Annotated in this window: 18 protein-coding genes; 11 read left to right on the top strand and 7 right to left on the bottom strand. The window is 67.1% G+C overall.

The window, feature by feature from the left end:
* Positions 1-54 precede the first annotated feature (54 nt).
* Together AC4EEV_RS15820 and AC4EEV_RS15815 are read left to right on the top strand one after the other, a co-directional pair.
* Positions 55-1,737 carry a RecQ family ATP-dependent DNA helicase gene (locus AC4EEV_RS15820; protein ID WP_491329404.1) on the top strand — a complete coding sequence of 561 codons (1,683 nt, stop codon included), beginning with the start codon at positions 55-57 and terminating at the stop codon, positions 1,735-1,737.
* Between the two features lie 36 nt (positions 1,738-1,773).
* Positions 1,774-2,976, top strand: coding sequence for a TerC family protein (locus AC4EEV_RS15815; RefSeq protein ID WP_491329403.1), 1,203 nt, complete (start codon positions 1,774-1,776; stop codon positions 2,974-2,976).
* Between the two features lie 25 nt (positions 2,977-3,001).
* Here AC4EEV_RS15815 and eda read toward each other — a convergent pair whose 3' ends face one another.
* Together eda and AC4EEV_RS15805 are read right to left on the bottom strand one after the other, a co-directional pair.
* Positions 3,002-3,628: a bifunctional 4-hydroxy-2-oxoglutarate aldolase/2-dehydro-3-deoxy-phosphogluconate aldolase gene (gene eda / locus AC4EEV_RS15810; protein WP_133832473.1), complete on the bottom strand. Its 627-nt coding sequence runs from the start codon at positions 3,626-3,628 to the stop codon at positions 3,002-3,004.
* Positions 3,621-4,640 carry a PfkB family carbohydrate kinase gene (locus AC4EEV_RS15805; RefSeq protein ID WP_491329402.1) on the bottom strand — a complete coding sequence of 340 codons (1,020 nt, stop codon included), beginning with the start codon at positions 4,638-4,640 and terminating at the stop codon, positions 3,621-3,623. The genes eda and AC4EEV_RS15805 overlap by 8 nt, the downstream gene beginning before the upstream one ends.
* 240 nt (positions 4,641-4,880) lie before the next feature.
* Between AC4EEV_RS15805 and AC4EEV_RS15800 the strand changes: the two genes are divergently transcribed.
* On the top strand, positions 4,881-8,555 hold the full coding sequence (locus AC4EEV_RS15800; protein ID WP_491329401.1) for a TM0106 family RecB-like putative nuclease: 3,675 nt from the start codon (positions 4,881-4,883) through the stop codon (positions 8,553-8,555).
* Between the two features lie 39 nt (positions 8,556-8,594).
* Here the strand turns inward: AC4EEV_RS15800 and AC4EEV_RS15795 are convergent, their stop codons facing one another.
* The 3 genes from AC4EEV_RS15795 to AC4EEV_RS15785 all read right to left on the bottom strand — a co-directional run bounded on the left by AC4EEV_RS15795 (position 8,595) and on the right by AC4EEV_RS15785 (position 11,261).
* Positions 8,595-8,909, bottom strand: a complete 315-nt coding sequence (locus AC4EEV_RS15795; protein WP_133832476.1) for an acylphosphatase — start codon at positions 8,907-8,909, stop codon at positions 8,595-8,597.
* 95 nt (positions 8,910-9,004) lie between these two features.
* On the bottom strand, positions 9,005-9,937 hold the full coding sequence (locus AC4EEV_RS15790) for a pullulanase X25 domain-containing protein (protein WP_491329400.1): 933 nt from the start codon (positions 9,935-9,937) through the stop codon (positions 9,005-9,007).
* Between the two features lie 262 nt (positions 9,938-10,199).
* Entirely contained in the window at positions 10,200-11,261 is a 1,062-nt protein-coding gene (locus AC4EEV_RS15785) for an adenosine deaminase (RefSeq protein WP_491329399.1), read from the bottom strand.
* Between the two features lie 48 nt (positions 11,262-11,309).
* Between AC4EEV_RS15785 and AC4EEV_RS15780 the strand changes: the two genes are divergently transcribed.
* Together AC4EEV_RS15780 and AC4EEV_RS15775 are read left to right on the top strand one after the other, a co-directional pair.
* Positions 11,310-13,925: an excinuclease ABC subunit UvrA gene (locus AC4EEV_RS15780; RefSeq protein ID WP_491329398.1), complete on the top strand. Its 2,616-nt coding sequence runs from the start codon at positions 11,310-11,312 to the stop codon at positions 13,923-13,925.
* 168 nt (positions 13,926-14,093) lie between these two features.
* Positions 14,094-14,717, top strand: a complete 624-nt coding sequence (locus tag AC4EEV_RS15775; protein ID WP_491329397.1) for a transglycosylase family protein — start codon at positions 14,094-14,096, stop codon at positions 14,715-14,717.
* Between the two features lie 163 nt (positions 14,718-14,880).
* Here the strand turns inward: AC4EEV_RS15775 and AC4EEV_RS15770 are convergent, their stop codons facing one another.
* Positions 14,881-15,468 (bottom strand): hypothetical protein, encoded by a 588-nt coding sequence (locus AC4EEV_RS15770; RefSeq protein WP_491329396.1) that lies wholly within the window; start codon positions 15,466-15,468, stop codon positions 14,881-14,883.
* Positions 15,469-15,648: 180 nt separating this feature from the next.
* Here AC4EEV_RS15770 and AC4EEV_RS15765 point away from each other — a divergent pair, with 180 nt between their 5' ends.
* From AC4EEV_RS15765 to AC4EEV_RS15745, 5 genes are all read left to right on the top strand, one after another.
* Positions 15,649-16,563: an MSMEG_6728 family protein gene (locus AC4EEV_RS15765; RefSeq protein WP_491329395.1), complete on the top strand. Its 915-nt coding sequence runs from the start codon at positions 15,649-15,651 to the stop codon at positions 16,561-16,563.
* 2 nt (positions 16,564-16,565) lie between these two features.
* Entirely contained in the window at positions 16,566-17,423 is an 858-nt protein-coding gene (locus AC4EEV_RS15760; RefSeq protein WP_491329394.1) for an SDR family oxidoreductase, read from the top strand.
* A gap of 66 nt (positions 17,424-17,489) precedes the next feature.
* Entirely contained in the window at positions 17,490-17,885 is a 396-nt protein-coding gene (locus AC4EEV_RS15755) for a DUF1622 domain-containing protein (protein WP_491329393.1), read from the top strand.
* 116 nt (positions 17,886-18,001) lie between these two features.
* Positions 18,002-18,781 carry an isocitrate lyase/PEP mutase family protein gene (locus AC4EEV_RS15750; protein ID WP_491329392.1) on the top strand — a complete coding sequence of 260 codons (780 nt, stop codon included), beginning with the start codon at positions 18,002-18,004 and terminating at the stop codon, positions 18,779-18,781.
* A gap of 100 nt (positions 18,782-18,881) precedes the next feature.
* Positions 18,882-19,625, top strand: coding sequence for a YqjF family protein (locus AC4EEV_RS15745; protein ID WP_491330901.1), 744 nt, complete (start codon positions 18,882-18,884; stop codon positions 19,623-19,625).
* A gap of 28 nt (positions 19,626-19,653) precedes the next feature.
* Here the strand turns inward: AC4EEV_RS15745 and AC4EEV_RS15740 are convergent, their stop codons facing one another.
* Entirely contained in the window at positions 19,654-22,104 is a 2,451-nt protein-coding gene (locus AC4EEV_RS15740) for a Tex family protein (RefSeq protein WP_491329391.1), read from the bottom strand.
* Between the two features lie 128 nt (positions 22,105-22,232).
* On the opposite strand from AC4EEV_RS15740, the gene AC4EEV_RS15735 reads away from it, so the two are divergent.
* Positions 22,233-22,550 (top strand): hypothetical protein, encoded by a 318-nt coding sequence (locus AC4EEV_RS15735; RefSeq protein ID WP_018762229.1) that lies wholly within the window; start codon positions 22,233-22,235, stop codon positions 22,548-22,550.
* The last annotated feature ends 129 nt before the right edge of the window (positions 22,551-22,679 follow it).

Genomic DNA, 22,679 nt, shown 5'->3' with positions numbered 1-22,679 from the left:
TCCCACGGCTGAAGCAGGCGGCCATTGTTTCCTTCCGTGCGGAGCCCTTTTTTCATGTCCGACGAACCTGCCCTTCGCGCCCTTGCGGCCTCGTCCTTCTCCCTGGACAACCTTCGGGAAGGCCAACTGGCCGGCATGGCCGCCCTCACCGGGGGCCGCGACGTCCTGGCCGTCATGCCCACGGGGTACGGAAAGTCCGCCATCTACCAGGTCGCAGCCCTGCACCTTCACAACCTCACCGGGCGTCCCGCCGTCGTGGTTTCTCCGCTGATCGCCTTGCAGGAGGACCAGCGTGAATCGCTGGTTGCGGATCTGGGGCCGGATGCCGCCGTCGCCATCAATTCCGCACACAGCGACGCCGACGTCCACGCCGCCTGGCAGTCGGTGGAGGACGGCAGGGCCGTGTTCGTGTTCCTGGCCCCGGAGCAGCTGGCGCGGCCGTCAACGGTGGACCGGCTCAAGGCTTTGGATGTGTCCCTGTTCGTGGTGGACGAGGCCCACTGCGTCTCCTCCTGGGGCCATGACTTCCGCCCGGACTACCTGGGCCTGGGCACGGTCCGGGAGCAACTGGGCAACCCGCCCGTGGCCGCGCTGACCGCCACGGCTTCCCCTCCGGTGCGCGATGAGATCGTGGAGCGGCTGGCCATGAAGGACCCGCTGGTCCTGGTCCACGGCTTCGACCGGCCCAATATCAGCCTGGCTGTGGTCCGGCACCACAAGGACAAGGACAAACGCAAGGCGGTGATGGGGCAGGTGGCGGACCTGGCCCGGACGGGAAAGGGCCTCCTGTACGCCGCCACCCGGAAAGACACCGAAGAGTACGCGGCGCGGCTGGCGGCAAAGGGGCTGCGCGCCGAGGCTTACCACGCCGGCCGGCGCGCCGCGGACCGGGAACACATCCACGAGCTGTTCCTGCATGACCAATTGGATGTGGTGGTGGCCACGACTGCCTTTGGCATGGGCATCGACACGCCGAATGTCCGCTTCGTGGTCCATGCCGACATTCCGGAATCACTCGACGCCTACTACCAGGAGATAGGCCGCGCCGGCCGCGACGGAAACGCCGCCGCCGCCGTGCTGCATTACCGATCGGAGGACCTGGGGCTGCGGAAATTCTTCAGCAGCCGCTCGCCCGATCCCGGTTCGCTGCTGGCGGTCCTGAAGGTCCTCAAAGCCGCCAAGGCTCCCGCGCCGAAGTCATCCCTGGCGGAACTGACGGGCCTCCCGGCCCGTCGCATCACGGCGCTGGTCAACCTGCTGGAAGAGATCGGTGCCGCAAGCAGCGGGAAACGTGGAGTCCGCCTGACCTCCAAGGCCAAACCGGCAGCGCTGGTGCAGGACGCCGTGGAGCTCGCCGAAGCCCGGCAACGCGTGGACCAGTCCCGGCTGGGCATGATGCGCGCCTACGCCGAGGCGGACGGCTGCCGGCGGCGGTTCCTGCTGGGCTACTTCGGCGAGGACATGCCTGAACCGTGCGGAAACTGCGACGCGTGCACGGCGGAAGTCCACCGAGCAGCTGCGCCTCCGGCCGGCAAGGACACGGACGACGACGGCGGTCCGGCGTACAGCGCCGGTGCACCGTTCCCGCCACAGTCCGCAGTGGTGCACAAGGAGTGGGGGCCGGGCCTGGTGATGCGGGAGGAGGGGGACGTCATCACGGTGCTGTTCGAACAGGAGGGGTACAAGACGCTGTCGCGATCCGCCGTCGTGGAGCACCATCTCCTGAAGCCCGCTTAGGTAGGCTGGGGTAACCTCCGACGAAAGGCCCGCCGCGTGGAAACCCCTGCCTACGCCTGGATCCTGACCATTGTGGTTATCGCAGGGCTGCTGGCCTTCGATTTCTTCTTCCATGTCCGGAAGGCCCACACCCCGTCCCTGAAGGAATCGGCCGTCTGGTCCGCCATCTACTTGAGCATTGCGGTGCTGTTCGGGCTGGCTGTCCTCATCTTCGGCGGGCCGGACATGGGCACCGAATACTTCGCGGGCTATGTCACGGAAAAGGCCTTGTCCGTTGACAACCTCTTCGTATTCCTCATCATCATGGCCAGCTTCAAGGTGCCGCGCGCGGACCAGCAGAAGGTGCTCCTGTTCGGCATCATTTTCTCCCTGGTCGCCCGCACCGCGTTCATCTTCCTGGGCGCCGCGCTGATCAACAGTTTCGCCTGGGTCTTCTACATTTTCGGGCTTATCCTGCTGGTCACCGCGGGCCACCTGCTCAAACCGGATGACCACGACGACGACTCCGACGGCGTTGTGGTGCGGCTCGCCAAGAAATTCCTGCCGGCCTCCGAACACTACGACGGTGACAAGCTGTTCACCGTGGAGAACGGCAAGCGGGTGCTGACCCCCATGCTGCTGGTGATGGTGGCGATCGGCGGCACGGACATCCTGTTCGCCCTGGATTCCATTCCGGCGATCTTCGGCCTGACCCAGAACGTGTTCATCGTCTTCACGGCCACGGCGTTCTCGCTGATGGGCCTGCGCCAGCTGTTCTTCCTCATCGACGGCCTGCTGGACCGGCTGATCTTCCTCTCGTACGGGCTGGCCGTCATCCTCGGTTTCATCGGCGTGAAGCTGGTCCTGCACGCCCTGCACGAGAACACCCTGCCGTTCATCAACGACGGCGAGCACGTCAACGTGGTGGAAGTCAGCACCGGGGTTTCCCTGGGCGTGATCCTCGGCGTGCTGCTGCTGACGATCCTGGCGTCGGTCTTCAGCCCCAAGGGCAAAGCCAAGAACGCTGTCTCCGGGGCCAGGCGGCACGCCGTCGAGTACCTTGACCTCAACTACGAGACCGACATGGCGGAACGGGACAAGATCTTCGCCAAGATGTGCCGCGAAGAAGACCAGATCCGCAAGCTTCCGGAAAAGTACAAGCGGCTTGTCCGGCACGAAACGGAGTTCCTGGAACTGCTGCGCAGCGCCCATGAGGAGCACGACAAGGCCCAGGTCAGGGCGGCCGCGGCCGAAAGCTGAACCAGGGCCGCCGCTGCGGGGCGGATTACCGGCCCAGCGCAGCCGCGCCGCCTGCCAGGCTGGTGATCCGGCCCCAGTCCTTGGCCGCGACGGCGTCTGCCGGGGTGAGCCAGCTGCCGCCGACGCAGGCCACGTTGGGCAGCTTGAGGTAGTCCGGCGCGGTGCCCGGGCTGATGCCGCCGGTGGGGCAGAACCGGACGTGCGGGATGGGCGCCCCGATGGCGGCCAGGTAGGACGGCCCGCCTGCAGGCCCGGCGGGGAAGAACTTCATCGCATCCAAACCGGCCTCCAGGACGGCCATTACCTCCCCGACAGTGGCGACGCCGGGCAGCACCGGGACGTCCAGGGACAGCATGTGGGTGAGCAGCGCGGGGGTGACACCCGGGCTTACCAGGAACGTGGCCCCCGCCTGGACTGCGGCGTCCGCCTGCCCCGGCGTGAGGATGGTGCCGGCGCCCACCAGGATGTCCGGCACCTCCTGGGCGATCAGCTTCAGCGAGGTCAGTGCGGAGTCCGTGCGCAGGGTCAGCTCAATGATCTTCACGCCGCCGTCCACCAGGGCACGGGCCAGGGGCACCGCATCCTGGGGGTCGTCGATGGTGACCACCGGGATGACAGGTGACACGCGGAGGACGCCTGATGCGTCAGCCATGGTGGATCTCATTTCCCAGGCCGTCCGGCCCGTTGGTGTCGATGGTGCGGCAGTCCTCAGGGAAGGTGGCTGCGGCGTGGGCAGAGGTCTGCTCGAACGTGGGGATGAGGCCTGTGCCGCCTTTGCCTCCGACCACCAGCGAGGAAGCCGCCGCACCATACCGGACCGCCGTCGGGAAGTCGTCGCCCAGCACCAGGCGTGCGGTGAGCGTGCCCACAAACGCGTCCCCGGCGCCGGTCTGGTCCACTACCGCGGGCGCCGGAATGGCCGGTACCCACGCGGACTGCACGCCGGTTTCGCCGGACCATTCGAGCTGGACGCCCGTGGCGCCGCAGGTGACAGCTACGTTGGCGGCCCCCATCGAGCGCAGCTTCGCGGCCGATGCTTCGGGCGAGGAAACTCCCAGCAGGGCTGCCGTCTCGCCCGGGAAGGAGGGCGTCACCAGGAATGCCTGTGTGGCAAGTTCGGTCAGTGCCGCCGCCGCGTCCACAGCGGTGGTGAGCCGGGGCCGGTAGTTGGGGTCGTAGACAAAGCGTTTGGCTGCGGACGCGGCCTTGACGACGGCGGCGCGCGCCGTCGTCGAAATGGCGCAGGTGATGCCGCCCGCCACCACCGCGCCGGCCGCGCCGAAGACGTCCGGGTCGACATCGTCCGGCCCAAGGGTGGACCCGACGCTGCCGCTGCGGGCGTAGGTGAATTCGCGTTCGCCGTCGGGGTCGCTGTGCACCAGGTAGACGCCCTGCTGCCCGCGACGGAACGTCAACTGGTCGGTGACGATCCCCAGCTCGGCGATCCGGGCCGCGATGGCCTGACCCAGGTCGTCGTCCGTGAGCACGGACAGCAGGCCCACGCGGGCACCCGCTGCTGCGGCGGCTGCAGCGACATTGAGGGCGTCTCCGGAGATGCCCAGCCGTGCTGGTACGCCATGGCCGAAGGGCTGGTCGGTGGCGACTTCGATGAGGATCTCCCCCATCACCACCACGTCAAAGGATTCAAAGGCTGCAGTGTTCACCAGTCGTACACCGATCCGTCCAGGCGCCGGTTGACAGGCGCGGTCTTGGGGTCGAAGGGAAACCGCGCGGAGGCGCCCCCGTTGAACTCTACGCCCAGCCCGGCGGGCCGCGCCCGGGTCCATGCACCTGTCCCTCAAGGTGCTGGAAAGCGCGCAGCCCTTTTTGTCGGCCCTCCTTGCTAGGTTTGATTCCAGGCCGGGGGAACCGACTCCGGGCCCGCAAACAGTTGGGGAGGCCACGTGTTTCTGCTGGACGCTGCCGGTCATGATGCCGGATCCGACGCGCCGCCGGACCTGGTCTTCTCCGCCAGCGACCTTGTGGCGGCCTCCGAATGTGAGTACCGCACACTCCGGATCCTGGACGAAAAGCTGGGTCGTGCTCCCAAAGCGGAGTTCCCCGTGGACGAGATGCAGAAGCGGGCCGGCGAACTGGGCGACCGGCATGAACAAACCGTGCTGGCCAGCCTGGTGGCCAAGTATGGCCCGTGGGATGCCAGCCGGGGTTCGGGTGTCTACTCCCTGGAACGCGGCCTGAACCTGCGCGGTGAGCTGCAGGCAAAACATGCTGAAACCGAACTTGCCCTTCGCTCCGGGGCCGACGTGGTGTTCCAGGCAACTTTCTTCGACGGCGAGTTCCTGGGCTACGCCGACTTCCTGGTCAACGAGGCCGCAGGCACCGGAAACCCGGGCCGGTACGAGGTCTGGGACACCAAGCTTGCCCGGCACGCCAAGGTGGGGGCCCTGCTGCAACTGGCTGCCTACGGCGACCAGCTTCTCGGGATGGGGCTGGATCCCTCCCCCGTCGTCACGCTGGTGCTGGGGACCCGTGTCGGCGACGACTGGCTCCGAAGCAGCCATTCCCTGCCGGACCTGCTTCCGGTCTTCCGCGAACGGCGCCGGCGTTTCCGGTACCTGACGGCCGGCCACCGCGCCAAAGATGCCCCTGTGCAGTGGCAACAGCCCGGCATCGTGCATTGCGGCCGCTGCGACTACTGCGCCGAGCAGGTGACCCGCCACCGGGACCTCCTGATGGTCGCCGGGATGTCCGTCGTCCAACGGCGGAAGCTTCATGCCGCCGGAGTCACCACCATTGACCAGCTCGCGGCCATGCCCGCCCCGGATGCACGGGGGTCACTGGCCCGCCTCCGCGCGCAGGCCCGGATGCAGCTGGGCTTGGACACAGCCGCAGGATCCCGCACGTTCATGAAGGACGGGCAGCCTCATACGGTCTCCTATACCGTCCTTGCGGACCACGCCGTCGGTTCGCTTCCCGCTCCGAGCGCCGGAGACATCTTCTTCGACTTCGAAGGCGATCCGCTCTGGCAGGATCCAGCCACCGGTGCCTGGGGAATCGAGTACCTTTTCGGGGTCATCGAGGCCCCCGGGACGGACGCCGCCAAGGAGCCCGCATTCCGTCCGTTCTGGGCGCATTCCCGCGCCGGTGAACGCCGCGCCTTCCTGGCTTTCCTTGACTACGTGGAGAAGCGGCGTGCGACGTACCCGGACATGCACGTCTATCACTACGCCGCCTACGAAAAGACAGCCCTGCGGAATCTTTCCCTGGTGCACCAGGCAGGCGAGGACACGGTGGACGATTGGCTTCGGCAAGGACTGCTGGTGGACCTCTACGCCACGGTCAAGCATTCCATCCGGATCTCCGAGGCCTCGTATTCCATCAAGAAGCTGGAACCGCTGTATATGGGAGACAACCTGCGGTCCGGGGACGTCAAGGATGCCGGCGCCTCCGTGGTGGCATATGCCGCTTACTGTGCCGCCCGTGATGCCGGCCGCCGGGACGAAGCCGATGCCGTCCTGGCGTCCATTTCGGACTACAACCGATACGACTGCCTTTCCACCCTGCGGCTCCGGGACTGGCTGCTGGAGATCGCCCCGACGGCGGTCCCAGACACCCGGTCCGCCCGGCTGCCGGTGAACACCGCGGAACCGGCACGGGCCGGTGGCCCGCTGGCCGCCACCACGCCTATCGGAAATCCCCCGCCCGACGACCTCCCGGACGCGCCGGACGAAACCCCCGAGGAACTGCAGCTGCGCGGGTACCTCTCGGCCCTTCCCGATGACCGGCCCTGGACCGATGATGAGCGGGCCGTCGCCATGGTGGCAGCGGCCACCGGCTACCACCGGCGTGAGCGGAAACAGTTTTGGTGGCAGCATTTCGACCGCGTCGAAGCGCCTGTGGAGAACTGGGCGGACCAGCGGAACGTGTTCACAGTGTCATCGGCGGAGGTCATTTCGGACTGGGCCCTCGCCAAACCACGGGAACGGATGCGGACCAGGGTCTTGCAGCTCCGCGGCACCATGACGGAAGGTTCGGATTTCCGGGTCGATTCCAACTGGTGCCGGCTCTATGAAGCCCCCGGGCCTGAGGGCATGGCTGCCCCGAATGCAACACCACAGGCCAAGGCCTATGCCTTCAAGACCCGCATCCACGACCTCGCGGCGGCGCCGGACAACCCGGAGCACACCATCATCACTATCTCGGAGCGGGAATCCGGAAAGGTGGCCGCGTACCCGCACCTTCCAATAGCGCTGACCGAGGACACCCCCATCCCAACAGACAACATTGAGGCCGCCATCGCGGAACTTGCCAGGACTGTCGGCTCCACCGTGCCCGGACTGCCCGCACAGCCGGGCTTGGACATCCTGCGCAAGGTGCCTCCGCGGTTCCGCAGCATGGGCGCCCCGGCCGGGGTCCGGCACCTGCCGGACGGCACCGTCGACTACGCCGGAGCCATTGCCGCATCCCTGCGGGACCTCGATACCTCATACCTGGCCGTTCAAGGACCCCCGGGAACGGGCAAGACCCACATCGGCGCGCATGTGATCGGCGAGCTGGTGCGGGCGGGCTGGAAGGTGGGGGTGGTTGCGCAGTCGCACAATGTGGTGGAAAACCTCCTCTGCCGTGCCGTCGAGGCGGGCCGCGTGGACCCTTCGCTTGTGGCCAAAAAGCTCGCCGCGCCCCACTCTGTCCCGTGGACGGCAACGGATGAGCGTGATGTGGGACGCATGCTGGCCGCACCCGGCGGCTGCCTGGTGGGCGGCACCGCATGGACCATGACCGGCAAGGAAGTCCCCGCCGGGTCCCTGGACCTGCTGGTGATCGACGAAGCCGGCCAGTTCTCGCTGGCCAACACCCTGGCGGTCTCCCGCGCGGCGAAACGCCTCCTCTTGTTGGGCGATCCGCAGCAGCTCCCCCAGGTCACCCAAGGGGCACATCCGGAACCAGTGGACGAATCAGCCCTGGGCTGGCTCGCCGCGGGGCATGCGACCCTCCCCGCAAGCCTGGGCTACTTCCTCGCCGATACCTGGCGGATGCACCCGGAGCTGTGCAGGGCAGTTTCGAACCTCAGCTACGACGGCAAGCTGCAGTCCGCACCGGCCGCGGGCCAGCGCGAACTCGATGGGCTGCCGCCCGGGGTGGAGACGGTGTTCGTCAACCACAGTGGCAATGCTTCAGCGTCCAACGAAGAGGCGGAGGAAGTGGTGCGGCAGGCGCGCCGCCACCTCGGCCTGAAGTGGACCTCCGGCCCGGACGCGGGGTCACGCCCGCTGGAGCAGCAGGACCTGATGGTGGTGGCCGCCTACAACGCCCAGGTGCATTTGGTCCGGAGAGCGTTGGCCGAAGCCGGGCTGCCGGAGGTGAAGGTGGGCACGGTGGACAAGTTCCAGGGCCAGGAAGCCCCGGTAGTGTTCGTCTCCATGGCGTGTTCGGCGGTAGCGGAGGCTCCGCGCGGCGCGGAATTCCTGCTCAACCGGAACCGCATCAATGTGGCAGTCTCGCGCGGGCAGTGGCGGGCCGTCATCATCCGCTCCCCCGGGCTCACCAGCTATATGCCGCACAAACCGGCGGCACTGGAGGAACTCGGCGCCTTCATCGGCCTCAGCCCGCGGGAGTAGTCGCGGCGGGCGCCGGGGCGCAAGCTTGGGACGGGGCGGTCAGTGCGCCCGGAAACCGCGGAAGTGTCCCCCGGCCCGGGACGTTGACCCGTCCACCCGTTCCACCCGGCCCGGGGTGCTGCCGGAGTTGAGCCACTCCAGGAGCTGCCGGACCTTGGGCTCGGGTCCTTCGGCCACGACTGACACCGATCCGTCGTCGCGGTTGGCCACCTCACCGGACAATCCCAGTTCCTCCGCTTTGGCCATGGTCCAGTACCGGAAGCCCACACCTTGGACCATGCCGAGCACCCGGGCATCCAGCCGCACGGCATCCCCAGCCGAACCGTCCTTCGGTGTCCCTGCGTGCCTGCCCATGGTGTTCCTCCTCGGGACCGGCCAACTTCCTCCCGGCCGCGGCACCTAACGCACTGAAGGCGCGGCTTCCTGCCAGGGCCGGGAGGAGATACCGGCTAGTTGATGGTGATGTCGCGGGTGGCGTGGTTGTAGCGGATGGTCACCGTGCCGCCGGCGTGGTGCAGTTCGTGGTTGGGGCCGTCAAACGCACCGAAAGCACCATAGTTTTCGTCCCACGAGCGGTTCAGGGCGATCTTGAAGGTGTAGTAACCGGCAGGAAGCTCGGCGCTCTTCTTCCAGAGCTGGTCCAGGAAGTCGAACTCCATCTGCGCTTCGTCGTACTGCGGCGCCCAGTTCTCCGGTGCGCCCAGGATGGTGTTGAAGTCACCGGCCAGTGCCACGGCCTCCGGCTGCGGGTGGGTTTCGACATCCGGACCCTCGAACGGTTCGGTTGCGGGCACCGCGGTTTCGGCCTTGGCCTTCGCCGGCGCCTTCTTCCGGACAGCCTTCACCACAGGTTCCACGGCGTCTTCGATGGCCTTGGCGGCCTTGCCCACAGCGGCGGCCGCCTTCTTGGCCGGCGCTTTCCTGGCGGGAGCCTTCTTCGTCGCTTTGGCGTCATCCTTGGCGGGAACTTCCAGGACGGAAGCAGCTGCGGAGACCGGGCGGACAAAGCCTTCGGGAGCGGTGGGGACCGGCGTGTCGGCAGGGACGGGCGTGCCGGCGTCGAGCGCTGACGCGAAGGAAACCGCGTCAGGGAAGGCAACCGTGGCGCGCATCCCGTCCTCGGTGATGGTCCAGCCGGTACGGCCCTTGACCAGCCAGCCGGCCTTGACCAGTTTGGCGGTCGCCGAGGTAAGGGTCTTGTGGCCGCGGGGAATTCCGCCGCTGAGGAGTTCGGCTTCGTGCTCGTTGAAAGGCACGCGGGCCGTTGCTTCCGCCAGGACCTGGCCAGCATTCAGTGCATCGCCGGACCACACGCCTTCGGTCAGGACATCCAGGACGGTCTTGAGACGAAGATAGGTGTTTTCTGCGGTGGACTTGGCCATGATTCCCCTTATATAAAAGCGATCGGTCTTAGGCATCTTGCCAACTGCCTATTAAATCGCGCGACTTTAATTGGTTAACTCTGCGTGTCGTGACCGACTATGAAGCGGATAGTCCCGCAAGTGAGGCGGAGGTCTCGGGTAAGGGCCGGCTGCATAACCCTCAAGCGCTGACATGGGTGCTGCCTTGCACTCCCCAGACACGCCTGCGGCTCTCAGTTTACCGGCCCGGGAGCCGCACTGTTGCCCGCGGCACAGCGGGTGCTCAGGCGGTGGCTTCCCGGCTGTTCAATTCCTCCAGCAGCTCAGCTTTCCGCTCCTCCGAGGCGAAGGAAGAGTGGATGGAATTCGCCGCCAGGCGGGCCCTGTCAAAGTCGGACAGCTCAAACACCGCGGTCAGTTGGGCGAAGTTGTCATCCACGTAACCGCCGAAGTACGCAGGATCGTCCGAATTGACCGAGACGTTCAGGCCCGCGGCCAGCATGGCGGGCAAGGGATGGTCAGCGAGCGTGTCCACTGCCCTCAACCGCACGTTGGACAGCGGGCAGACGGTGAGGGGAACCCGGGCATCAACCAGGCGCTCCACCAGGTCGGCGTCATCCATGCAGCGGATACCGTGGTCGATGCGTTCCACGCCCAGGAGGTCCAGGGCCTCAATGATGTACGACGCCGGGCCTTCCTCCCCTGCGTGCGCCGTCAGCCGGAGGCCGGCCGCGCGGGCCTTTGCATAGAGCCGCTTGAACTTGGAAGGCGGGTTTCCGACCTCGGCCGAGTCCAGGCCGATGGCTCCGATGGGAGCGTCCATGGCCAGCAGCCGCTCCAGGACTTCCATGGCCGAGTCTTCCGGAAGGTCCCGGAGGAAAGCGGCAATGAGCATGGTGGAGATGCCGTAGTCCTCCCGGGACGTGGCCAGGACCGAGGCCACGCCGTTGACGCATGCTTCCAGCGGGACGCCGCGGGACAGGTGTGCCTGGGGGTCCATCATGATTTCGGCGTGCCGGACACCGGCGGCGGCCGCCCGCTCAAGGTAGGCACGGGTCATGTCCGCGAAGTCCTGCTCGGTACGCAGCACGGCCATGTTGGCGTAGTAGAGGTCCAGGAATGACTGCAGGTCCGTGAACTCGTACTTTTCGCGGAGTTCTTCCAACCCGGAGTAAGGCAGGACAATGCCGTTGCGCTCGGCCAGGGCAAAGATGAGCTCGGGCTGAAGCGTACCTTCGATATGCAGGTGCAGTTCGGCCACCGGGAGGGGCTTGGTGGGGACCGCGGGTTCCGCGGGGACCGCTTCGGATTCGGGCCTGGTGCTGCCGCCGGCGTAGGTTTCCATCCGGACAGGATAATGCCCGGCGGCCGAATCACCACTAGAGTCAAACCAATGCAGAACGCCAAGCACACTGATGACCTGCAGGACCCGGCTCCCAGCCCCGCCGCGGACGGGTTTGTCCGGGTCCGGGGAGCGCGCGAGAACAACCTTCGGAACGTCGACGTGGATGTCCCCCGTGACGCGATCGTGGCGTTCACCGGCGTCTCGGGCTCGGGCAAGTCGTCCCTGGCGTTTGGCACCATCTACGCCGAGGCGCAGCGGCGCTACTTCGAATCCGTCGCCCCGTATGCCCGCCGCCTCATCCAGCAGGGCCACAACCCCAAGGTGGAGCTGATCAGCGGGTTGCCGCCCGCCGTCGCACTCCAGCAACGCCGCGGCGCCCCCAGCAGCAGGTCCACGGTGGGGACCGTCACTACGCTCTCCAACTCGGTGCGGATGCTCTTCTCGCGCGCCGGCACCTACCCGGAGGGCAGCCCACAGCTGGACTCGGATGCCTTCTCCCCCAATACGGCCGCGGGTGCCTGCAGGGAGTGCCACGGCCTGGGTGTGGCGCACACCGTCACCGAAGCCTCGCTGGTCCCGGACCCGTCGCTGAGCATCCGCGAGGGTGCCATCGCCGCGTGGCCCGGCGCCTGGCAGGGTAAGAACCTGCGGGATATCCTCACCCACCTGGGCTACGACGTCGACGTTCCCTGGCGGAAGCTGCCCAAGAAGCACCGGGACTGGATCCTCTTTACGGAGGAGCAGCCGGTGGTGGAAGTCACTCCGCAGCGCGACCGCGTGGCCAAACCGTACAAGGGCCGGTTCTGGAGCGCCAGGAGCTACGTCCTCCACACCCTGGCCGATTCGCAGAGCGCGTCCATGCGCGAACGCGTGCTTGCATACATGGAATCCGGTCCGTGCCCCCTGTGCGGTGGCAGCGGCCTGCGGCCTGAGGCCTTGGCAGTGACGTTCGCGGGGCGGACGATCGCCGAGCTCAACGCGGTACCACTGACAGAGCTGGCGGGCATCATCCGCCCCACCACCGAGCTGGCCTCAGCCGGGACGGCGTCCAGGAAGCAGTCTTCCGGCGAAGCCAACGAGGTGGCCGTCGCCATCACCCGCGACCTGCTGCAGCGCGTCACCGTTTTGCTGGACCTGGGGCTGGGCTACCTGGCCTTGGGCCGCTCCACGCCCACGCTCTCCCCCGGCGAGATGCAGCGGCTGCGGATCGCCACCCAGCTGCGCTCCGGGCTGTTCGGCGTGGTCTACGTGCTCGATGAGCCCTCTGCAGGGCTCCATCCTGCCGATGCAGAGCCCCTTTTGGAGGTGCTGGAGCAACTGAAATCTTCCGGCAATTCGGTGTTCGTGGTGGAGCACAACATGGACGTTGTCCGCCACGCCGATTGGCTGGTGGACGTGGGTCCGCGCGCCGGCGAGGGCGGCGGCGAGGTGCTCTACAGCGGTCCGGTGGACGGGCTGGCCGGGGTGGAGGACTCGGTCACCAGGCCGTACCTGTTCCCGGATCTCTCCGGTCAGGAAGCGGACGACGACGCCCGGGGCCGTGACCGCGAACCGGCAGGCTGGCTGGAGCTGCGGGACATCAGCCGCCACAACCTGCAAGGCCTCGACGCTGAGTTCCCCCTGGGTGTCCTGACCGCTGTCACAGGCGTCTCCGGGTCCGGCAAATCCACGCTTGTCAGCCAGGTCCTGGCCGAGGTGGCAGGAGGCTGGCTGCGTCCCGACGGGCCGGGCGCCGTTTCCACGGGCGCAGCCGACGACGGAGTGGACGAAGGGGAGCTCAGCGCCCCGCTCAGCGTCGGCCCGGTGTCCGGACTGGAACACATCGACCGGCTGGTAAAAGTTGACCAGAAACCGATCGGACGGACCCCGCGTTCCAACTTGGCCACCTACACCGGACTCTTCGACGCGGTCCGGAAAGTCTTCGCCGCCACGGACGAAGCCAAGGCCCGCGGCTACGGCGCCGGGCGATTCTCCTTCAACGTGGCCGGCGGACGCTGCGAGACCTGCCAGGGCGAGGGGTTCGTGGCGGTGGAACTGCTGTTCCTGCCCGGCAGCTACGGCCCATGCCCGGAGTGCGGCGGGTCCCGCTACAACCCCGAAACCCTTGAGGTGGAATATCACGGCCAGAACGTGGCCCAGGTCCTGGCCATGACCGTGGACGCCGCCTCCGAGTTCCTGTCGGACGTTCCTGCCGCGGCGAGGAGCCTTACCAGCCTGCGCGACGTCGGCTTGGGCTACCTGCGGCTGGGACAGCCCGCCACGGAGCTTTCCGGCGGCGAGGCGCAGCGGATCAAGCTCGCCACAGAACTGCAGCGGGCGCAGCGCGGACACACCCTCTACCTGCTCGATGAGCCCACCACCGGGCTGCACCCTGCGGACGTGCAGCTGCTGATGGCACAGCTCCACGGCCTGGTGGACGCCGGAAACTCCGTGGTGGTGGTTGAACACGATATGGCCGTTGTGGCCGGTGCTGACTGGGTCATTGATCTTGGGCCGTCCGGAGGGGACAAAGGCGGCAGCATCATGGCCGCGGGCACACCTGCGGCTGTCGCGCAGTCCGTGGAAAGCCGGACCGCTCCCTACCTGGCAACCGCACTCGGCCAGGAAACTGCCAGCCAACACCCGGCCCAGTCCCGATTTGATAACGCCAAGGCTATGTCTTAGCGTGAAATGCATGCCCGTTTGGCGGGCTTTTTGATTGCCCGGTGCTGCCTCCACCAGAACTGCCCAGCGGCAGCCACCGACGTTGACCTCTATTTGTCAGGGGTGGGCAGTAGCGCGACGATCTCCGGGGACGGAACCAGCGCTGGTGGCCCTCGGGAGCATCACATCATGAACAACACCAAATTCCGTACTGCCGCACGCCGTGGAATCACCCTTGCCGCCGTCTCAGCGGCAGGCCTGGCCCTCTCCGCCACCGCCGCAAACGCGGCAACCCCCACCTCCACCTGGGACTCACTGGCCCAGTGCGAGAGCGGTGGCAACTGGTCCACCAACACCGGCAACGGCTTCTCCGGCGGTTTGCAGTTCACCTCAAGCACGTGGGCTGCCTACGGCGGCACCGGCTCGCCGGCGGACGCCAGCCGCGAACAGCAGATCGCGGTGGCCGAACGGGTCCAGGCTTCCCAGGGCTGGGGCGCATGGCCCTCCTGCGCGTCGCAGCTCGGCCTGAGCGGCGGGGGCGGTGCACCGGTGCAGAGCGCGCCCGTCCAGAGCGCCCCGGTCAAGCAGGCCACGCAGGTGCAGAGCGCTCCTGTGCAGCAGGGACCGCGGCACGCAACGTCCGTTCCGCTCAGCGGTGAAACCTACACCCTGCAGGCCGGCGACACCCTGAGCATCGTTGCCCAGAAGCTGGGGATCCAGGGCGGCTGGCAGCACCTTGCCGACGCCAACCTGGATACCATTTCCGATCCGAACCTGGTGTTCGAAGGACAGGTCATCCAGCTCCCCGCGTAACGGCAGCGGCCTTGGCCGCACCGCCTCCCAAGGCGCCACAGACAGGTCGGCGATAGACAAATTCCGTTGACCAAAGACGACGCCGGCACGCCCCCACAAGGGGTGTGCCGGCGTCGTTCTTTTAAGCCGGTGTCCGCTGCCGCGGCGGGGACGCGCCGGTCAGTCAGGCGGCGGGCAGTTCGCGGACGATCCGCACCTTCCAGGCGGAGTCGTCGCTGGTATCCAGCAGCGCCACCGTTCCGTGCGCCAGGTTCAATGCCACCCGCTTGACGGCCAGCAGTTCCAGGTAGAGGTGCTCGTTCATGCGGCTGGGGGTGTCGATCATGTACTTCACGGCGTCGCGAACCTTGCGGTAGTTGGCGCTGCGTTCGCGATGCATGTGCAGTTCCAGCGCGGAGCGCTGCTTGAGCCGGGGCTCGTGCCGGTTCAGCAGTGTCACGGCGCTGTGTACCGCGACGACGAGGGTGAGCGAGACGGCGTAGATCCACCATCCGCTCGAGAGCAGGAACAGGGGCAGGTTTCCGATGGCGACCAACGCGATCACCACGCGCAGGGCGGCTATCCGGCGGACGGTCCGGGCGACGGCGGCCATGCCGTCGCGGAAACGGTGTTGGTCCTTCCGGGCGGCTGCGGGATCGATGGTGAACTCGTCGAGGACCAGGATGCCCTGGGCTTCGGGGCCGAGCATCTGTCCGTAGCGGGGCAGCGCCGGGCGGTCGGCGGCTGTGGACTTTTCAGGTGTAGATGTCATGAGTGAGCTTCCAAAACGCTGGGGTGGTTGCCGAGATCTTAGTGGTTTAACCTGGGAGCCGTATGTATGCGTCCATTATCTGGACAAGCTTGGTGGCGGAGACCGCGCCACGGGCCGGCCAGGGGTGTGGCCGCCGGCACAGCAATTGGCACTTCCGCCGGCTGCCGTCAGACTGAATGGATGCAAACTTTCCTCCCGTACCCTGACTTCCGCCAAAGCGCCGCAGCCCTGGACACCGCGCGGCTGGGCAAGCAGCGGGTTGAAGCGCTGCAAACCCTCCGTGCCCTGGTGATCCCCGAATACGGCTGGCAGACCCACCCGGCGATCCGGATGTGGATGGGCCACGTTCCTGCCCTCACCATGTATGGGCTCGCGATGGTGGACGAGTGGATGGAACGGGGCCACCCGGATAACACACGGGCCAACATCGCCGAGTTCGCGCCGCAGGCAGCCCACCCGGACTACGCCGCCAGGATCATCATGCCGCCGTGGCTCGGGGAGCCCGACTTCCACCTGAGCCACCGGTCCAAGCTGGTGCACAAGGAACCCAAGTTCTACGCCTCCGTTTTCCCGGACGCCATTCCGGCAATGGACTACGTCTGGCCGGAGCCGCGGCACGAGTTCCTGCCGCAGGAGCCGGACGGAGACCTGTTGTGGATCCTCCGCGACCCTCACGACGACGTCGACCCGCAGTCGCTCACCACGGTGGCACTTCCGCCGGTGAACCGAAACGCCTCCGCAGCGGCGTCAGCCGGGGACGATGGTTACGCCCCGGTCTATGTTGACGACGGTTCCCGGCGTCCGTCCCGCGCCCCGAAGAAGGCGCCGCCCAGGCCCCAGGTGAAGAAGCCCACCCGTAAACGGCAGGCGCAGGAGGAGGCATTCCGCACCCTCCCAGGGAAGACGCCCGTCGCTGTCCCGCTGGAACACGGGGCAAAGTTCGCGCTCGGCCAGGTAGTGGGCCGTCCGATCACCCTTGATGACGGCCGCTTTGGCAGGACTTTCGAGGTTTTGGAGATCATGGACCGTTCGGCATTCGCCTACCCCGCCCTGCTGCAGGACCCCCGGGTGTTCTTTCCGGTCGAGGCCCCGTAGCCATGACTGTTTTGCTGGCAGGGTGCGGCGACCTGGGCACCGAGGCGGGCCTGCGGTTCGCCGCCCTTGGCCACAGGGTCATAGGGTGGCGGCGGTCCCCCGAAAAACTGCCGGCAGCCATCGAGGGAGCCGCGGCAGACTTGGGATCCGCAGACCTGCCGCCGATCCCGGCGGACACCACCGCCGTCGTCATCGCTGTTGCGGCTGATGCCCCCTCAGAGGAGGCATACCGTGCTGCGTATGTACGCGGCGTGGCACATGTGCTGGATGCGCTGGAGCGGGACGGCGTGACACCGGAACGTGTCCTCTTTGTGTCTTCCACGGCGGTGTACGGGGACGCAGCGGGCGGCTGGGTGGATGAGGCCACGGAGCCGAACCCGGGTGGTTTCTCCGGGAAGGTGCTGCTTGAGGCCGAGGAGCTCCTGCACGGCCGGCTTTCCGGCAGGAGCGCCACCACGGCCCTCAGGCTGGGTGGCATCTACGGACCCGGCCGGACCAGGCTGATCGACCAGGTGCGGAGCGGCTCCGCCGTCATTCCGGACGATGTGCGCTACACCAACAGGATCCACCGGGATGACGCCGCGGCGGCGATCGTGCACCTGGCCACCATGGCGGATGTCCCTGCTCCGGTTTACGTCGGCGTGGACGACGAACCGGCCGATCTGGGTGCCGTACTGCGTTTCCTGGCGTCCGAACTCGGGCTGCCCAAACCCCAGGCGGGCGATGCTGGTCCCGCCCGCGGCGGCAACAAGCGCTGCCGGAACGACTTGCTCCGAAGCACCGGGGTCAACTTCACGTTTCCCACCTTCCGGGAAGGGTACAGGGACGTCATCGCAGGGAACGGCAGCCGCCATCCGTAGCCCGGCCCCGTGCCCCAGTCGGTTCCACGTCGGGCGGCACATGCCAGGCTCTAAGTGAGGCAGGGAATGGAATTCAGGCAGATCATTGAAGCCACCGGCCAGCTGGTCGATTTTGCAGGGGTTGCGGTCATGGTGGTTGGGGCGTTGGTGTCCCTCCCGCTGGCGATCCGCGGTTACCAGCCGCGGCAGGTCCCGGCCGGGGCGAAGAGACTGAGCTTCTACCGCTCCTACCGCCAGTCGCTGGGCCGTTCGATCCTCCTGGGCCTTGAATTACTGGTCGCTGCGGACATCATCCGCACTGTCGCGGTCACTCCGACGTTCGAAAGCGTCGGGGTGTTGGCCGTCATTGTGCTGATCAGGACCTTCCTCAGCTTTTCCCTGGAGCTTGAGATCACGGGTCGCTGGCCTTGGCAAAAGGACCCGGCGGCAGCCCACCCCGGAGCCTCCGCCCCTGCCGGATAAAGGCGCCTGGGACCGCGCCGTCGGGCCCATCCCTGGCAGGGGCTAATCCGCGCCTGGGAATAGAGGTTTGCGCTATGCCCCGCCGTTACCCTTGCAACGTCCGTTAGGCTTCAGCCATGGCTGAAACTCTTCGCACCAAAGCGTCCGAACTGCTCCGACTCCATCAGGCCCCTGAGATCCTTCAAGTGGTCAACGTGTGGGATGCCATCACCGCCAAAGTCATCACGGACGTCCCGGGCACCACCGCTCTCGCCACGGCAAGCCACTCCATCGCGGCCTCGCTGGGCTACGAAGACGGCGAGAACATTCCCGTCGACGAGATGATCGCCGCCGTTGGCCGCATCGCCGCCGCCTCGCATCTTCCCGTCAGTGCCGATCTGGAGTCCGGCTACGGCAACCCCGGGGAGACCACCCGCAAGGCCATCGGCGTCGGCATCGTCGGGGCAAACATCGAGGACCAGATGAGGCCGCTGGCGGATGCGGTCAACCAAATGTCAGCAGTGGTGCACGCCGCGTCAACGGAAGGGATCGATTTCGTCCTTAACGCCAGGACCGACGCCTTCCTCAAGGGCAAGGACCGGGACGCCGGCGAGGTGCTGCCGGACGCCATCGCCCGCGGCAGGGCCTTCCTGGACGTGGGTGCCACTACAGTCTTCGTGCCCGGGCTGCTGGATGAGCCTACCGTCACCGCGTTGGTCGAGGGTATTGGCTGGAACAAGGTCTCCGTCATCAACGTCCCCGGGTCCCTTCCCCCGGCCCGGCTGCAGGAACTGGGTGTTGCCCGCATCTCCTACGGTCCGTGGACACAGCGCGTGGCACTGACCGCACTGGCCGACACCGCGGCCGCGTTGCTCGCCGGCGGACAGCTTCCCGAGAACACGCGTCCCTTGAACTAGGAGCGTCGGCGGCCGTGTCCAGCGAAGGAGTCGATTGACTGTGACCGGAAGTGCAAGTGCGGCAGGAGTGTGGCCGCGGCCTCCGGAACTTCCTGCGCCGGTGTTCTCCGACCAACGCTGGCTTGAGGCCGTTTTCCTTCACTGGCGTACCCCGGAGGCGGAGGCAGCGGCGTTCATGCCTGAGGGAATCCGGCCGGACGTGTTCGACGGCAGTTCCTGGGTGGGTTTGATCGGCTTTCGCATGGAGCAGGCGGGGCTTGGGCGCGGCCCAGGCGTTCCGTACTTGGGCAGCTTCAACGAGGTGAACGTCCGGCTGTACTCCCGTGAGCCGGACGGGACCCGCGGAGTGGTGTTCCTGAGCCTGGATGCGAACCGGCTGCCGGTGGTCCTGGCCACACGGGCGGCTGCCATCCCCTACGTCTGGTCGCGTATCCGGCAACGTCCGCCCTTTCCGGACGCCAGGAGCCGAACACAGCATCCCGGCGGAGACGCTGCCGGGTCCACTGATGAATTTCCAGTCGGCTACACCGTGCGCCGGTTTGGCAGCACGGGAGCACGGAGCGACTTCGTGGTCGTCCCCAAGCTCCGGGAGCCGGCCACTGATTCCCTGTCTGTCTTCCTGACCGCGAGGTTCGGGATGCACGGCCGCTTTTTGGGCCGGACCGCCTACGTGCCGAACACCCACCAGGCGTGGCCGCTCTTCCACGCGGAGGTGCGGCAGCTAACCGATGGACTGATTGGAGCTGCCGGGATCACTGTTGACGGGCCGCCGGATTCAGTGCTCTATTCGCCGGGAGTCCGGACCAGGTTCGGACGGCCCCGCATGATCGGTGGGCCCGGATAACAGCGTGTCCGGGCTCACCGCAAGGCTGCTAAGCCAGGCCGGCTTTCCGGAGCGCCTCGGCCATGGCCGTATTGCTGCCGGGCTGGGGTTTGGGAGCCGACCGGACAGAGCCGGGCGCTCCGGCCGCTTGCTTTGGCTGTTGGCGGTCGGGGCGGCCACCACGCTCGCCGCGGTCAGGTTTTCCGCCGCGCTCAGGCTTTCCAGTCCGCTCCGTCTTACCGGCGCCCGGGCCGCGCCGCCCCGAAGCTGCCCCGCCGCCGGCCGGTTCGTCGTCGAGCCTTAGGGTCAGCGAAATCCGCTTCCGTTCCGGATCAGCCTCCAAGACTTTGACGCGCACCACTTGCCCGGACTTGACCACCTCGCGGGGGTCGGAGACGAACCGGTTGGCCAAGGCCGAAACGTGAACCAGTCCGTCCTGGTGCACTCCCACGTCCACGAACGCCCCGAACGCCGCAACGTTGGTCACCGTCCCCTCCAGGACCATGCCGGGCTTGAGGTCCGAGATCTTCTCGATCCCCTCCGAGAAGGTGGCTGCGGCGAAGGCGGGGCGTGGGTCCCGGCCGGGTTTATCCAGCTCGGCCAGGATGTCCTTGACCGTGGGGAGCCCGAAGGTATCGTCGACGAAGTTCCGGGGGTCCAGGGATGTCGCGGGCGCCGACCCGGCGGCCACCAGAATCTTCCTCGCCAGGGCATACGATTCCGGGTGCACGCTCGAGGCGTCAAGCGGTTCCGCTCCCCCGGTGATCCGGAGGAAGCCGGCGCATTGCTCGAACGCCTTGGCGCCCAGCCGCGGGACCTTCTTCAGGTCGGTCCGCTTGGAGAAGGGGCCGTGTTCATTGCGGTACGCCACGATGTTTTCACTCAGCAATGGTCCGACGCCAGCCACCCGGCTCAGCAGCGCGGGTGAAGCTGTGTTGACGTCCACGCCCACGGCGTTCACGCAGTCCTCCACCACTGCGTCAAGGCTCCGGTCCAGCTTGGACGCTGTCACGTCATGCTGGTACTGGCCCACGCCGATGGACTTGGGATCGATCTTGACGAGTTCGGCGAGTGGATCCTGCAGGCGCCGGGCAATGGACACGGCGCCGCGGAGCGAAACGTCCATCCCCGGGAGTTCGGCGGCGGCGAGCGCCGACGCTGAGTAGACCGAGGCGCCGGCTTCCGACACGACGAGCTTTTGTGGCTTTCGGTCCACGTCCGGCAGCAGCTTGATCAGTTCCGCGGCGAGCTTGTCCGTCTCGCGCGACGCGGTCCCGTTGCCGACCGCCACGAGTTCGACCGAGTGCCGGCGGGCCAAGTGCACCAGGGTGGTTAGGGCTTCGTCCCATTTTCGCGCCGGCGCGTGCGGGTACACCGTGTCCGTGGCGACGACTTTGCCGGTACCGTCCACGACGGCGACTTTCACTCCGGTCCGCAGCCCGGGGTCCAGTCCCAGGGTGGCACGGTTCCCTGCGGGGGCGGCCAGCAGGACGTCGCGCAGGTTGGCGGCGAACACCCGCACCGCTTCGTCCTCCGCAGCGGCGAACATCCGGCCCCGGAGGTCGGCGGTGAGCCGGGCAAGGACGCGGGAACGCCATGCCACCTGGGCGGTCTGCAGCAACCAGGCGTCGGCGGGACGGCCACGGTCAGCGACGCCGAGGAACCTGCCCACCGCGGACTCGTAGCGTGCCCGGGCGGCGGTCAGCGCGGCGTCGTCGGAGGGATCGGCTTCGGCGAGATCCAGGTCCAGGATGCCGTCTTTCTCGCCGCGAAGCAGCGCCAGCACCCGGTGGGACGGCATCCGGTCCGGGGCCTGCGCAAATTCGAAGTAGTCAGAGAACTTCTGGCCCTCGGATTCTTTGCCCTTCTTGACGCGGGACACCATCCGGCCCTGGCTCCACAGCCGGTCCCGCAGGGTGGCGGCAAGATCCGGATCCTGGGCCACCCGCTCCACCAGGATGGCCCTGGCGCCGGCGAGCGCGGCGGCGGCATCGCCAATGGAGTGCTCACTGTTGAGGTACTTTGCGGCCTCCCGTTCAGGGTGGAGGTCCGGGCGCTTCAGCAGCGCGTCCGCGAGCGGTTCCAGTCCGGCTTCCCGGGCAATCTGGGCCTTGGTGCGTCGCTTGGACTTGAACGGCAGGTAGATGTCCTCCAGCCTGGACTTGGTGTCCGCCGCCAGGATCGCCCTGCGGAGTTCCGGCGTCAGCTGGCCTTGCGCCTCAACCGCTTCAAGCACTGTTCGACGCCGGTCCTCGAGTTCGCGGAGGTAGCGGAGGCGTTCGTCGAGGTCGCGGAGTTGGGTGTCGTCGAGCGTCCCCGTGGCTTCCTTGCGGTACCTGGCGATGAAGGGGACTGTTGACCCGGCGTCGAGCAGTCCTACCGCCGCCTTCACCTGCCAGGCCTTGACCCCCAGTTCATCGGCGATCTGGCCGTAGATGGGGTCCTCGGCGGTCACGGCTGAGGAGGTGGAAGCGGGGGAAGGCACAGGCTGTTGGGTCACCAGAACATCTTGCCCTACCGGCCCGCATGGCTCCACCGCGGCCGGCACTGACCGGCAAGCGCCAGCAAAAGCGAGTATTCCACTCGGGCCCGCAAAGTGCTGTAGTGGTCTTGCAGTCACTGGCACCCATGCTCGAGGAAGAGGCCACCATGCGGGAACTGCTTGTCGTGTTTCAGGAGGGGTTTGAAGAAGCCAACATCACCGTGACGGTCAACGGCAAAGTTGTGCGCAGGGACATGGATGTTTCCACCAATCCGTTGCTGGGCATCGCCTCTGAAGTTTCGGTGGAGCTTCCGGCCAAGGGCGCCCAGGTGGGAGTTGAAGTCACCAACCGCGGGCTCAAGGCCATCACCAAGGTCAGCGGCAGGCCCAAAAGCGTGCTGGTCTCCATTGAGGACGGCAGGCTGCTGATGCGGGAGGGCACTGGCCGTGAGGCCGTGATGTGAGCCGGATGCCGACTCACAAAGTGGCTCTGGCAGGAGTCCATTCGTTGGAGTATCATCTGATCACCGCCGGCTTCCGAGGGAGTCCGGCGGGCCACATAAATTCTCAGCCGGAGGCCGTCGGATGGCCTC

The sequence above is a fragment of the Pseudarthrobacter sp. MOO14 genome, from assembly GCF_058267675.1.
This window is presented reverse-complemented; position numbering and strand designations above follow the sequence as displayed.

Coding starts and splice junctions, on each gene's coding strand:
- AC4EEV_RS15820 (WP_491329404.1), top strand. CDS start 55: ATGTCCGACGAACCTGCCCTTCGCGCCCTTGCGGCCTCGTCCTTCTCC.
- eda (WP_133832473.1), bottom strand. CDS start 3,628: ATGGCTGACGCATCAGGCGTCCTCCGCGTGTCACCTGTCATCCCGGTG.
- AC4EEV_RS15795 (WP_133832476.1), bottom strand. CDS start 8,909: ATGGGCAGGCACGCAGGGACACCGAAGGACGGTTCGGCTGGGGATGCC.
- AC4EEV_RS15790 (WP_491329400.1), bottom strand. CDS start 9,937: ATGGCCAAGTCCACCGCAGAAAACACCTATCTTCGTCTCAAGACCGTC.
- AC4EEV_RS15785 (WP_491329399.1), bottom strand. CDS start 11,261: ATGGAAACCTACGCCGGCGGCAGCACCAGGCCCGAATCCGAAGCGGTC.
- AC4EEV_RS15780 (WP_491329398.1), top strand. CDS start 11,310: ATGCAGAACGCCAAGCACACTGATGACCTGCAGGACCCGGCTCCCAGC.
- AC4EEV_RS15775 (WP_491329397.1), top strand. CDS start 14,094: ATGAACAACACCAAATTCCGTACTGCCGCACGCCGTGGAATCACCCTT.
- AC4EEV_RS15770 (WP_491329396.1), bottom strand. CDS start 15,468: ATGACATCTACACCTGAAAAGTCCACAGCCGCCGACCGCCCGGCGCTG.
- AC4EEV_RS15765 (WP_491329395.1), top strand. CDS start 15,649: ATGCAAACTTTCCTCCCGTACCCTGACTTCCGCCAAAGCGCCGCAGCC.
- AC4EEV_RS15760 (WP_491329394.1), top strand. CDS start 16,566: ATGACTGTTTTGCTGGCAGGGTGCGGCGACCTGGGCACCGAGGCGGGC.
- AC4EEV_RS15755 (WP_491329393.1), top strand. CDS start 17,490: ATGGAATTCAGGCAGATCATTGAAGCCACCGGCCAGCTGGTCGATTTT.
- AC4EEV_RS15750 (WP_491329392.1), top strand. CDS start 18,002: ATGGCTGAAACTCTTCGCACCAAAGCGTCCGAACTGCTCCGACTCCAT.
- AC4EEV_RS15735 (WP_018762229.1), top strand. CDS start 22,233: ATGCTCGAGGAAGAGGCCACCATGCGGGAACTGCTTGTCGTGTTTCAG.